The following is an 11,668-nucleotide window of genomic DNA, read 5'->3' on the forward strand; positions in this document are numbered from 1 at the left end:
GGTCTCTGTCAACATTGGAGGGGCGCGACCGGTGGGATCGTTGTCAACATTGGAGGTTGGAGGCCGCCCTCGGCGGCGGTGTCAACATTGGAGGTTGGAGGCCGCCCTCGGCGGCGGTGTCAACATTGCCTGAGGGATGGAGGCCGAGACGCGGGAGCGTCGAGGCCGTTCCCGTGCTTTCGCCGCCCAGGAGCGCGGGAGCGCGACCGGCGGCCTGTCAGGAGCCGCAGGAGCGGCGGAACGCCTTTCCGGCGGCCATCGGGCCGGGAAGACCCTGGAACGGGTCTGTGAGCCTTTCGCGTGGGGCCTCGCCCCGCCGGGTCTTTTTTGGGGGAGCCGCCCAGCGGCCTCGCTTTCCAGCCCAGCGGAGCGTTCGTTTGGCGGCGTCAGCCCAGCTCGGGCGAACTCGCCCGGTTTTGATTCTCATTTCGAGGCGGCGGCAAGCCCCGCCGAGACGGCCTGCACGACCGGCCTCCGCGCGGCAGCGGGAGGCGTCGGCAGGCGCAGGGGGTCAAGGGCGCGGGGAGGCGGAGACGCCTTTCCCCGCTCGCGGACGCCCGCCCTGTGGGCGATGTCGAGAACCGGAAGGGATCGAGGGGTCCGGGAGAGACCCATTGCGAGGGCAGGAGGACGGGAAGCCGTTACACCATACGCATCCACCGAATAAAACCGTTATGGGAACCGAATGTGCGGCGTACGAAACCGATATGTGCGAACCCGACTGAGCGTCATTGAGCCGTTATCCGCGCGGCACGAACGCGGCACAGATGCGAATCGAATACGATATGTGAACGGGACGGCAGCGAAAAGGACGCGTGATGATGGCGATATCGAAGCGTTGCGTAGGCGGTATATCTTCCGCGTTTTTTCGTTACGCCCACATTGAAATCAGACCCTCCTCATGATACCTTAAGGAGCGTTTGGAGTGCGTCAGCAGGGCACAGATGACTACCGGCCAGTCACCGTACGAGGCTTTCCGAGAACTCGCGCGCCAGCCCATGGGGCCGACAAAGGAGCGGATACGCCCTGTGGTCCACCTCATCCGCTGGATGCGGGAGGAGCGCGGCGCGCGGTTCGCGGACATCGCGGACATGCTGCATCGTGCCAAGATCGTGCCGAAGCCGGTCAAACCGGACACCGTGCGCATACATTATCGGGCACTCGTGAAGGAAGGGGCGCTGGACGCGCCCGCTCCGGAGGGGTTCGAGCTTCCGGCGACGGGCAACCCGTCGACGTCGCAACGCCGGGAGCGAAGCGCGCCGGCGAAAACCCCGGCAGATCGGCCGAAACCGGGCGGCGGGGCGAGTCCCCGCGAGGGAACGCGCCGGAGTTCGCGCAGGGAAGCCGAGGAGGGCGCGCGAGAGTCCGCGGCGCCCCAGGCAGGTCAGCGCGGGACCAAGCGAACGGCCACTGCCGGAGACGCGGCCGCAGAGTTGCACGAAGAAGCGGCCCGGGAGCGGCGACGCCGGCAGGGGCATCGCGCGGAAGCAGACGCGCAAGAGCTTTTCCGCCCCGTCGACGACTAAGGGGCGGACGTCGAGACCCCCGCCGGTCGGCGGGGTGTGCAGTCAAGTTGCGAGGAGATCGTGATGTCGCAAGACGAGAAGCAGGCGAAGGGATCGGAGGAAGAACGGCACGAGCCGGTCGGGATCGATCACAAGGAGGAGACCCCAGTTCTCATCATGGCGTCCAACGACGGAGGCGTCGGCAAGACCATGGTCGCCGTCAACGCGCTGATGATCTGGGAGCGCTGCGGCGTGAAGCCGGCCGTCGTGGAGATGGACAGCGCGCGCTCCCTGTCGGGCATTCTCGGCGAGGACCGCGTCGACCTCTCCCTCGATCAGGGGCAGTCCATGGATGAGCTCGCGCGAAACCCTAGGGCCGCCGAGGAGTTCTTCGACCCGACGTTCGACGTTTTCGCGTCCGGCCCGACCGTTGTCGATCCCGGCGCGAACGTTTTGAAGCCGTTCCTCGAATGGATCGAGCGCTCCGAAGGCGCTGGCATCTGGCAGGAAGAGGGCATTCGCCCGCACTTCCTCGCCGTCGCGGACGACGACCAAGAAGCGCTCAAGGAGGCGTGGAAGACCATCGAGCGCGTGCGCGAGGTCTTCGGCGACTGGGCGAAGGTGTACCTCGTGCTGAACGACCGCGCGGGGACCGGCTTCCGCTCGATCTCTGACCTCAAGTTCTGGAAGCGCGTCAAGGAGATGCGCGAGGCCGGCGAACTGACGCTGATCGGGACGGAGAACCCCGAGAACGACGGCGAGGTGCCGTTCGTGCGGCGGTGCGACAGCTTGCTGTGGGAGGCGGTGCGCACTCAGGGCTACACGCCGTTTGACGCCTACAAAGAGCGCGAGTCCATCGCGAAGAAGGCGGGCATGAACGCCATGAAGGCCACGCGGGCCAAGAAGGCCCTGCGGGACTGGGTGGCGCACATCCAGGACGCCTTCGCGCCGATCGCGCCGAAGCGGGGGTAGCCGTGGCGATGCGCGACGCCGACATGGGCAAGGCGGAGAACCCCGGAGGCGGCGCCTCCGGGGTTTCCCCCGCCGGAAAGCCGAAGGTTTCGAGCGGCCCGCTCATCTCAGCCGCCGAGCTTCTTCGCGAGGAGAAGCTGGACGAGCGGACCATGAAGCGCTTCAGCCGCAAGGTCCGCATGCGGCTGCGGCGGAAGCCGCCGCGGGAGCGCGCCCAGATCGAGCGCGGCGTACTCGAAGAGTTGACGGATGAAGACCTGCGCGGGGCGCTCTCCGATCTCGTCGAAGACGCCCGCAAGGAAGGCGTCAAGGAAGGCCGTAAGGTCAAACTGGAGGGCAAGTCCAGGACCTCGCTGAAGCGCCTGGTGTCCGGCGGCGCGAGCGTGCGGTCGCGCGGGAAAAAGGCCGGCGGCGACAAAGCGTCGAGCGACGACTACGACGAGCTTTTCGAGGGGGCTGCGAGAATGCTCGGCGCGAGCCGGGAGTTTGCCCGCGACGGCGCCGACCGTTTGAAGAAGCCTGCCCGTTGGGCCTTGAAAGTCGTGCTTCCCGTTGCGGCGGTGCCGCTCACGCAAGCCGCGGTGTTCGACTACGCGCAGTACCAGCCGGGCGGAGAGAACTTCATCTGGGCGATCGCGCTGGCCCCCGCTTTCTGGTTCGCGGTCTTGGCGCTCTCAACGCGGCTGCGGGGGTCGGCCTTGGGGTTGACGGCCCTGTGCCTATGGCAAGCGGTCTTCGTCGTCTCGGACGGCGGCTTCGCGATACCTGGTGACTCCTCCCAAGACATCCCGGTCGGAGCGGCAGTGGCGATCCTCGCAATGGCCCCGTTTCTCGCGATGTCTTGGAGGCGCACCCGGATGAAGTGAGGTCCGGGCGGCAACGTCTCAGTTAGTGAAAGGTCGGATGGATGTTCTTTTACAGGGTCTTCAATTGGATTTGGGCGCGGGTGTGGCTCGGGATCGTGGCGACCACCCCGTTCTGGCTCCCGGCGATCCTCGTCGGAACCGTCCACATCTGGATCGGGTGGATCCCGGTTTTTGGCGGTTGGCTTGAGGGCCTCGCGAACTGGAAACTCGTCGGAAACCTGTTCGGGACGCCGTTCGTCTGGCTGATCGCGCTGCTGATCTCGACGACAGGGCTGGTCGGGTCTTTCGGGCTCAACACGCTCGCGTTCCTTCACGTGTGCTTCATTTTCGGTTGGGTGCGGTTCGAGCTCGTCAACCGGATCGCGCCCGGACTGTCCGAGTACGGACCCTGGTGGGTTCTCTTGAACGCCGACTACGCGGTGTGGTCGTCGCTGCTCTTCTTGCCGGTCATGCTGATCGTCAACTTCGTGTGCGTGCGAATGGACAACGGCATCATGTACGACAAGGTCAGCGCGTGGTGGTACCGGTCGATGAACGGGGGCCGGTCCTTCATCCAGGCGTCGACGACCGGGCACGGCAGCTCCGCGTTCATGAGCATCAAGCGCGCGAAGGCGAAGTTCAGCCAAGAGCACAGCCTGTTGAGCCGTTTTCCGAACGGAAAGCTGCCGGAACCGAAAGCGGTCATCGGTTGCGCGTCGCCGGGGGCCAGTTACGACCGGAAGAAGCGGGAGTGGGTCAGCACGCCGAAGAAGAACAACCAAGCGCAATTGCTCTGGAAGGGAACCGAAGGCACGGCGGCGCATTTCCTGACCGTGGCGGGTTCCGGCGCGGGCAAGACCGCGTGCGTGGTCATCCCGAACACGTTGACGTGGACGGGCCCTCTGATCGTCTTGGACCCGAAGGGCGAAATCTACGCGGCGAGCGGCAAGCGCAGGAAACAGGACTTCGGGCAGAAGATTTACCGCCTGAAGCCGAAGGACAGCTACAGCGACGCGATCGACGTCTTCGGTTGGCTGGACCCGTCCGATCCGGCCCGGTTCCTGCCGTCGGTGAGCCAGATCGCCGAAGCGCTAGTGCCGGAAAACAGCGAGGGCGGCGACAACAAGTTCTTCCAGAAGACCGCGTCCAACCTCGCCTACGGCATCATCCTGTGCATGCTGGGCGAGCACTACGCGGGCAACCCGGACTACGCCGACCCGCCGACGATGAACACTTTCAACCGCATCGCGTCGCTGACGCCGGAGCGGATGATGGAAATGATCGAGGAGTGGGAAGGGCTTCTCAACGAGAGCTACCGCGAAGCGGAGAACCGCTTCCTCGAACTCCAGGGGACCGACGACGAACCGGAAGACAAGGACGAGTTCCTGCAATACGCCCGGTATCCCGGCTTCACGGTGTCGGCCATCACGGCGCTCGGGAAGATCCCGCGCGAGATCGAGAAAACCTTCCCGAACGCGGTTTCCACCCTGACTTCCGAACTCGGCTGGATGGACGACTGGAAGACCTCGAAGATCGTCCGCAAGCCCGGGCGAAACGGCCGTTATTTCAACCCGCTCCAGGTGTTCGACGGGGACGTGACCCTTTACATCCAGATCCCGGTCGCGACTCTGACCAACAAGAAGAACGCGGGACTGCCCCGTCTGATCCTAACGTGCCTGATGCAGCCGATCTTGCAGGAGCACAACGAGGACTCCGTCGAAGGTGGAGACAGCGAAAACGGCGACACCCAGGGCGTCGCGGAAGCCGACGGCGAAAACGAGAACGCGGGCGGCGGACCGAGGAAGCTGTCGAAGCGCCTGCTGTTCCTGATCGATGAGATGCCGGCCCTGGGGTCGATGCCGATCCTGCACGAGACGGCGAACAACATCGGCCGCGGCGCGGGCATCACGCTGTGGGGGATCGTTCAGGACATCGGCCAGGTGAAAGACAGTGCCGGAGACAGCGGCAAGCGCAACTGGCTGAACAACGCGACCGTCCAATGGTTCGGCGTCACCGGGGAAACCGCGAAGGAGGCGTCCGAGATGCTCGGCCAGACAACTGTGGTCGAGCAGACGGAACAAGGGGAGGCCCGCAAGGGCAGCGCCTCCAAACCCTTCTCGGACTGGGGGTCCAAGGGGTCCTCTTACCGAAACATGGCTCGTTCGCTTCTGACGCCTGACGAGCTGTCCCAAATGCCGCCAGGTCAGGTGCTCGTCATGGCGAAGCAAGAGCAGCCGGTGTTGTGCGGGCTGCCGTTCTACAAGGGGCACGTCGAACTGAAAGCCATGATGAATCGCGCTGAAGCGCAGTCTCAGACGGCTGCCCCGGAAGGCGCGGACAAGCCCGCCGGCGAGGGCGATGGAGCCAAGCCGACGGCCCATTCAGCCGAGAGCGCCTCCGCCCCGGAACGCCGTGTCCCGAAGGTCGGCAAACGGGGCGTCGACGTCCGCCGCGTCGAAGAGGCCATCGACGCCGGGGACGGCGAGAAGGATCCGCATGGGCTTTCCGAGGAGGCGCGCAGCGGCATCGAGGGCTTGAAGCGCGTTGAGGAAGACACGGGCCGCCTGAAAGCGGCGAGCTACGACTTCCGGAAGTTCAAAAAGAAAAAGGAAGAGGACGAGAGCCGAACGGTTTGACCGGAGCTTCCGAAAACGGCCCTGTAAAGAGAGAGAGGCCCCTGGGTTCGTTCCCAGGGGCCTTTTTCGCGGCCAGTGAGGCCGGTCGGAGGTCAGGGGTCGATCGAGCGGCCCTGGCCTTTCGAGTTGCCCCCTGCGGAGCGCTGCGAGGCTTCGCGGAAAGGCTTGAAGGGATCCCGGCGGTCCGTGATCTCGGGCGGCGCCGCTTCCGGGAAATCGTCTTCCATTCCCTCCAGGTCGAACTCGGCTCCGGAAGGCGTTCCGCGTCGTTTCGGCTCGCCTTGGGCCTCCGCGTCGTCGCCCGAGGGCGAAACGCCGGCTTCGTCGTCGATGATGTCGAAGATGTCCCGTGCCATCCCAACGCTCCAGTGAACGACTCAGTCGATGTCCAATCCGAGAGCTTTCGCGGGAACGACCGGTTTCGGCTCCGGTGAACGGCTAGGCTCCGCCGCGTCTTGATCGCGCCCCGACTTCGGCGGCGCGCTCACGGACCCTTTCTCGGAGATCCGCGGCGCGCTGCGTCCAGTCCGCTCCGGCGAGCGCTCGGTCGCGGCCGCCTGCACTTGTTCGGCCTTCGCCTCGCGCTTGGGCAGTTCGGACGTCAGCCCCAAAGCCCTCTGGAAGTTGTCCGGGTCCATATTCGAAATGAGGTCGCTTCGCGCGTCGAACGCCTTTTGGAACCCCTCGGGCACCTTTTCATGCGCGCCGGGACCGAGGGGGGATGGAGCCGGACCGAAGTTCGAGTGGGGGTGCGTGCCGAAATTGTCCTCGAACTCGATGAACTTCCGCGGGGCGAGCGAGGGCGAGCACGACCGCAGGGACTGCATGATCCCCGGCTCGACCTTGGTGAGAATGGCGAGCCGGTCGTGATAGTCCTGCGAAATGTCGCGGAGATCTCTCCAAGCCTTGTCGTACTTCGCCTTGGCGTCTTCAGCCGCTTTTGCGCGCTCGTGCCAGTGTGCCTGCGTGTTCGGCAGCCGCGAGCGCTGCCAATCGATCTGGGCGATCTTGCGCATTTGGTCGACGGCGGCCTTCATGTCGGGGGGCGGCTTGATCGACCCGTTGCGGAGGCCGATCCGCTCTTCGCGAGCGCGGGCGTACTCCTGCATTTTCCCGACGGCTTCGATCTGGTCGGGCGTGGGCCCCTCTTCTGGCTCCGCGTCCGTGATTTCGCCCGCTCCGCCGCCGGAGACCTCGATCGCTCCCCTGCGGGCGCCGTCGACGTCCTTCGCCTTCGACTGGGCGCGCTGCGCCTGCATGGCGTTCGCCCGGTCGTATTGCTCTTTGGCTCGGGCGAAATCTTCCTGGAGCTTCGTTTGATCGCCGCCGCTGAGGAGGTGGCGGTGGTCCGGAAGGGCGTTCCCGAGGAAAAGCGCGAGCTGGTCCCTGACCTCCCGGTGGCGCTGGTACTCCTGGTACCGGCGACCCTCTTCCTGTTTCGCCCGGACCCAAGCCTCTTTGCTGCCTACGTTGCCGCCCGTCATCTCGTGGCCGAGGCGACCGGCCTCCTGCCGCGCGCGCTTCCACACGCTCACGCGGGTGGCCGGGGCCATTCGGGACGGAGGCGTCGCTCCGGCGTTTTGCGCAACCTGTTCCATAACTGACTCCAAACTTACATCGCTCGCTTCCATATGGTATAATACACGAAGCGCCGGCGCGAGCCCATTTTTAGATATGGGCCGTTATCGGCGGTCCGCAATCGCATTCGGTACGCGAGGGAGATCGCAGTGAGCATGAAACGTAAGACCCGCCTGCTCGCCGCCGCGGGCGTCTTCGCGGCTGTCGCCTTCGGCGCGGGCGTCGCGCCGGGTTCGGGTCCGGGCTGGGGCTTGTCCGCGCAAGCGCAGGACACCGGATCTGTCATGGACAACGAGCCGGAGAGCTTCGCGCGCGCCGGCGAGCGCCAAGGCAAACCCTGTGCCGCCCCGATCGAAGAGGTTCCCGAAGACGCGTCGCTGTTCGAGAAGTTCCAGGCGACCGCGATGAAGCGCATCCAGAACGAGACGATGCGGAAGTTCGCCGGCGACGATTGGTGCAAAGGCGACTACGGCGAGAAGTTCAAGGAGAAGTGGAAGGTCGAAGAGAAGCTCGAAAACTCCATGAGGGTTGGCGGAAAAGCAGCGGAACAAGCCGTCAAGAACGCTCCGACAGCCGAGGAGGTCAACGACCGTTGGAGCAAGGGCGTCCAGCGCTTCGAGCGGATGATGCAGGAGCAGGAGGGCGGCTAGTTGGCCGCCCTCCGGTTTCGGTTCAGGAGTGTCGCTGCCGATCCCTTGAAGGTCGGCTTGAGTCAGTCGGAAAGGTAAAGAGATGCCGGAGATCGAAGAAGGCTTTGTTCCTATCACGCCCCGCGACACTGTCGTGGGTTACGAGATCGTCGAAGAATTCGGCTTGATCCAAGCTTCAGGCGTCACTGGCCGAGGCGTGGGCAAGGAGTTTTTCGCAAACATCTGGGACAAGCTCGGAGGGAACAACCGCTCGTGGGAGAATAGTTTCGAACAAGTTATGAACCGAGCCTACGACAACGCCAGCAAGAAAGTGTTGGAAAATACCGACGGTGGCAATGCCATCGTCAACGCTCGGTTCGACTTCGGCAGCACTCAGCGCGACATGCCGTATTGCGTGCTCACGGGACAGGCGGTGCGCGTGGAAAAGCGCGAGTAGGGCTTTCTGGCCGCAAGCGTCATTGGACTGCGTGAAAGGGACAGGCGATGTACGGCGACACGTTGAAGAAGGGCTCCGACGGCGAGCCGAAGGCCGAAAGCGGGGACGTTCAGACGGTAGATCCGGTCCAGCCGTCTGAAGGCGCAAGCGAAGGGCAGCGCCCATCGATCGAGCCGAACACCGGATGGAGCTACGGCGCGCCTTCGTTCGACGCAGTGTTCGGGGCCGGGCAGCGCGAAAAGCCCGAAGGTAGCGGCCAGGCGGCGACGGACGGCAACTCGTCGAAAACGTCGAATGACGGCGGAGAGACCTCCACGTCCGACGTCGAACGAGCGATGAAGGAGAATTTCCAGAAGGCGCAGGACGAACTTCAAAAGTCCCAGCAATACCGCGAGCTCGAAAACCAGTTCTTCGAGGCCACCGAGCAGGTGCGCGAAACGCAGGCGGAAGCGGGACCCGGCTTTTGGGAGGGCGCGCACTCGGTGATCGTCTACGGGGCCTTAGCGTTCGTGCTGGCGTGGGCTTTGTGGGAGTTCCTGAAGACCCTTGGCGACAGTTCGCGAATGGGCCCCCAGATTATGACAGTCCTCGCCATTCTCGGCATCGGCATTCCCGTCGTCATGGTGTTGGATTGGGCGGTCAGCGGACTGTTCGGCGTCTGAAGCGTCCGCGCCGCCGCGGATAAGAAAAGGCCCGCTCCATGGCGGGCCTTTTTCGTTCGGCACGGATCGCGCGCCGGAAAATCAGAACAGAGCTTTGACGCCGGACCACAGGCCCTTCTTGGCGCCGTCCCCGACGTGATCGCTGAGCACGTCGGTCTGTGCGTCGACCTTGCCGACGCGGACGCCGTCAGGCCCCTCCTCGACACCTGCGCGCACCGGCATGAGCACCGGCTCCGGCTGGTCGCCGAGGAAGGCCGAGAGCGTGTCGCTGGGCGGCACCGAGACGACGACGCGGACGACGGCCCGGCGATTGCCGTTGGCCGCCTCCCAAATCTTCAAGAACTCCACGCCGCTGTCCGGAGCGAACGTGGCCTCGGACACCTCGAAGACGCGGCTGTTTACGGGACCGAGCGGAGTCTGCCTGACTTTCTGGACGATGGCCGAGACCATGCGGCCTCTTGCAGACCCTTCATCCGCTCCTGTTCCCGTACGCGGGCCTGCGATCAGCCACAAGGCGCCGACGATCGAGAGACTCATGGCGACCAGGATACCGGCGCCCAGCAGGCGCTTCCCCGCGCTGCCGGACGCGGAATGACGGGCGCGGCTGGACCCGTTCGATCCGATGGGGCCGCCGAGTTTCGGGGGGTTGCTCATCAGTCACCCTCCCTCACCGGACCGGATTGATCTCGTAGATCCGAACGCCGACCGGAACGGCTGAAATGAAACCGGCAGCAACGGACTCGAAAGCGTACCGCACGCGCCCGCTGACGAAAGGCTCCATGTTCGGATCGCGCGGTCCATCGGGGACTACGTAAAACTTCCAATCGAACACGCAGATCTGGTCGTTGGGACGGCGACAAGACCGATAGGCGGCTTTCTTCATGAAACCGATCTGATCCCACTCGAAGGGATACCTGTTTGGAAACGCCTCCTTGAGACGGGTGGTCTGGAGTTGCCGGAAAACCATCCGCTTCATCGTGTGCTCGATCTTGTCCACCTCGAACTCGACTGTCTTCATCGTGTAAAGGGTGCCGTCACCTTTGCCGCGTTCCCAGGCATCTTCCTCGACGACTTCTTTCCAGCGAATGATGTCATTGCCGACAAGGCTCGGGTTGAGAAGCTCTTGGTGGCTCTGGGAGATCACGGTGTTACGGTCGACGCCGCGTCCGTTGCGGGCGACAGGGTAGCGGATCCCGTCCGGGGCCAAGACGGAGACGATGCCCGTGGCGTAGTACCCGCTGCCGTCACGGGGTTCGTACTTGCCGGACAACCCGTCATCTGCGGAGTTGGCTTCGATATACGTCGTGATCGAGCCGACGCCGCTGCGGTCCAGCCTCAGGTGCGTTTCCGGGTACACCAAGTCTCCGCCGAACATCGAGACGACTTTTTTGCTGGCGCTCGCCGTGAGGTCCGGCTTGTCGATCATTGAGGCGACCTCGGGCGGAACGGGCGTGGAGTTGGCGATCTGATATTGCCGCCGTTTCATGAGTTTTACCGCCCCCGAAGGCAGGCGGTCGGACCATGCCTTTGGAAACTTTTCTGACATCGACGCCTTGAAGGCGTTGAGTTCGGCCATCGTCCCGACAGTGCGAGCCCGAAAAGCCGCCGCCAGTTGATCGCAAGAGACGCCCTTGCGCGGCTCAGGCGCTTTGGCGAGATACACCGCGCGTCCGTATCGGACACCCTCGGCTTTTGACGGGCCGCTGAAAAGCTTGTCGAACAGCCCCCCGCCATGGTCTGCGGTTTCCTCGATGAACACGTTGTAGACGAAGACAGGGGCGCGCAGCCGATCCGAAGACGCGGCGAGCCGTTCGGCGAGATAACCCTTGAAGCCGCCAGGACCTTCAAGAGTCGGCTGCAAGCCTCCGGCCAAAGGACTGTCAGGCGCGAGCGTCTGAGGGTCGGCAAAACGCGGCGCCATGAATACGCTGGACGGGTTGCCGGACGCGCTCTTCATGGTCAGCCCGTTCGCCGGGCTCTGCGCGTGCAGAAGGTTCGGCGAGGTGGTGGCGAGCCACTCGTGGTCCGACTCCCGCTCGAACTTGTCCCTCAGCCAAACACGGCCCGCGGAGAGGAATCGGAAACCGCCGAACTCTTCGGCGAACGCGTCCGCGCACTCGTAGTCCTGAGCGCTGACGATGTTGGACATCACGCGCTTGCCGATCTGGAGTTCAGACGCCGCTCTTTTCCAAGCCCGGATCTCTTTGGAGGCGGTCGTTTCGGGCTGCGCGTTCTCCTGTCCGGAAGACCCTTGGCTGGCCGGGGGCGGAATGGCGCCGTCCGAAACGGCAACCGAGGGAGCGAAGGCGGCGCCGACGGCGAGCGCGGCGCACGCCAGATTTTTCGTCCAAGCGGAATGCATGATGGGAGTCCCTCTCGACTGA

Annotated in this window: 11 protein-coding genes; 7 read left to right on the forward strand and 4 right to left on the reverse strand. The window is 64.5% G+C overall.

What is annotated here, in order from left to right:
* Positions 1-1,028: 1,028 nt before the first annotated feature.
* From CKO28_RS13575 to CKO28_RS13590, 4 genes are all read left to right on the forward strand, one after another.
* Positions 1,029-1,526, forward strand: a complete 498-nt coding sequence (locus tag CKO28_RS13575) for a hypothetical protein (RefSeq protein ID WP_200341329.1) — start codon at positions 1,029-1,031, stop codon at positions 1,524-1,526.
* 156 nt (positions 1,527-1,682) lie between these two features.
* A complete protein-coding gene (locus tag CKO28_RS13580; RefSeq protein WP_200341330.1) occupies positions 1,683-2,477 on the forward strand; it encodes a P-loop NTPase family protein in 795 nt (264 codons plus the stop codon).
* An 8-nt stretch (positions 2,478-2,485) separates the two neighbouring features.
* Positions 2,486-3,343 carry a hypothetical protein gene (locus tag CKO28_RS13585; RefSeq protein WP_200341331.1) on the forward strand — a complete coding sequence of 286 codons (858 nt, stop codon included), beginning with the start codon at positions 2,486-2,488 and terminating at the stop codon, positions 3,341-3,343.
* A 41-nt stretch (positions 3,344-3,384) separates the two neighbouring features.
* On the forward strand, positions 3,385-5,958 hold the full coding sequence (locus tag CKO28_RS13590) for a type IV secretory system conjugative DNA transfer family protein (RefSeq protein WP_200341332.1): 2,574 nt from the start codon (positions 3,385-3,387) through the stop codon (positions 5,956-5,958).
* 92 nt (positions 5,959-6,050) lie between these two features.
* On the opposite strand, the gene CKO28_RS13595 is transcribed toward CKO28_RS13590, so the two are convergent.
* Both CKO28_RS13595 and CKO28_RS13600 read right to left on the reverse strand, forming a co-directional pair.
* A complete protein-coding gene (locus tag CKO28_RS13595; protein ID WP_200341333.1) occupies positions 6,051-6,314 on the reverse strand; it encodes a hypothetical protein in 264 nt (87 codons plus the stop codon).
* A gap of 21 nt (positions 6,315-6,335) precedes the next feature.
* Positions 6,336-7,556, reverse strand: coding sequence for a hypothetical protein (locus tag CKO28_RS13600; RefSeq protein WP_200341334.1), 1,221 nt, complete (start codon positions 7,554-7,556; stop codon positions 6,336-6,338).
* Between the two features lie 135 nt (positions 7,557-7,691).
* On the opposite strand from CKO28_RS13600, the gene CKO28_RS13605 reads away from it, so the two are divergent.
* The 3 genes from CKO28_RS13605 (at position 7,692) to CKO28_RS13615 (ending at position 9,284) form a co-directional block, all read left to right on the forward strand.
* Positions 7,692-8,186 carry a hypothetical protein gene (locus tag CKO28_RS13605; protein WP_200341335.1) on the forward strand — a complete coding sequence of 165 codons (495 nt, stop codon included), beginning with the start codon at positions 7,692-7,694 and terminating at the stop codon, positions 8,184-8,186.
* 82 nt (positions 8,187-8,268) lie between these two features.
* The gene (locus CKO28_RS13610; protein WP_200341336.1) at positions 8,269-8,622 is read left to right on the forward strand and encodes a heavy metal-binding domain-containing protein; all 354 of its coding nucleotides are present in this window, start codon (positions 8,269-8,271) and stop codon (positions 8,620-8,622) included.
* Positions 8,623-8,669: 47 nt separating this feature from the next.
* Positions 8,670-9,284 carry a hypothetical protein gene (locus CKO28_RS13615; RefSeq protein WP_200341337.1) on the forward strand — a complete coding sequence of 205 codons (615 nt, stop codon included), beginning with the start codon at positions 8,670-8,672 and terminating at the stop codon, positions 9,282-9,284.
* An 81-nt stretch (positions 9,285-9,365) separates the two neighbouring features.
* On the opposite strand, the gene CKO28_RS13620 is transcribed toward CKO28_RS13615, so the two are convergent.
* Together CKO28_RS13620 and CKO28_RS13625 are read right to left on the reverse strand one after the other, a co-directional pair.
* A complete protein-coding gene (locus tag CKO28_RS13620; protein ID WP_200341338.1) occupies positions 9,366-9,938 on the reverse strand; it encodes a hypothetical protein in 573 nt (190 codons plus the stop codon).
* A 13-nt stretch (positions 9,939-9,951) separates the two neighbouring features.
* Positions 9,952-11,646 (reverse strand): hypothetical protein, encoded by a 1,695-nt coding sequence (locus tag CKO28_RS13625; protein ID WP_200341339.1) that lies wholly within the window; start codon positions 11,644-11,646, stop codon positions 9,952-9,954.
* Positions 11,647-11,668 lie beyond the last annotated feature (22 nt).

This window comes from Rhodovibrio sodomensis, from assembly GCF_016583645.1.
Lineage (GTDB): Bacteria > Pseudomonadota > Alphaproteobacteria > Kiloniellales > Rhodovibrionaceae > Rhodovibrio > Rhodovibrio sodomensis.

Excerpts from the sequence above, each read along its gene's own strand:
- CKO28_RS13625 (WP_200341339.1), bottom strand. The coding sequence starts at position 11,646 with ATGCATTCCGCTTGGACGAAAAATCTGGCGTGCGCCGCGCTCGCCGTC.
- CKO28_RS13605 (WP_200341335.1), top strand. The coding sequence starts at position 7,692 with ATGAAACGTAAGACCCGCCTGCTCGCCGCCGCGGGCGTCTTCGCGGCT.
- CKO28_RS13620 (WP_200341338.1), bottom strand. The coding sequence starts at position 9,938 with ATGAGCAACCCCCCGAAACTCGGCGGCCCCATCGGATCGAACGGGTCC.
- CKO28_RS13600 (WP_200341334.1), bottom strand. The coding sequence starts at position 7,556 with ATGGAACAGGTTGCGCAAAACGCCGGAGCGACGCCTCCGTCCCGAATG.
- CKO28_RS13590 (WP_200341332.1), top strand. The coding sequence starts at position 3,385 with ATGTTCTTTTACAGGGTCTTCAATTGGATTTGGGCGCGGGTGTGGCTC.
- CKO28_RS13580 (WP_200341330.1), top strand. The coding sequence starts at position 1,683 with ATGGCGTCCAACGACGGAGGCGTCGGCAAGACCATGGTCGCCGTCAAC.
- CKO28_RS13595 (WP_200341333.1), bottom strand. The coding sequence starts at position 6,314 with ATGGCACGGGACATCTTCGACATCATCGACGACGAAGCCGGCGTTTCG.
- CKO28_RS13615 (WP_200341337.1), top strand. The coding sequence starts at position 8,670 with ATGTACGGCGACACGTTGAAGAAGGGCTCCGACGGCGAGCCGAAGGCC.
- CKO28_RS13610 (WP_200341336.1), top strand. The coding sequence starts at position 8,269 with ATGCCGGAGATCGAAGAAGGCTTTGTTCCTATCACGCCCCGCGACACT.
- CKO28_RS13585 (WP_200341331.1), top strand. The coding sequence starts at position 2,486 with ATGCGCGACGCCGACATGGGCAAGGCGGAGAACCCCGGAGGCGGCGCC.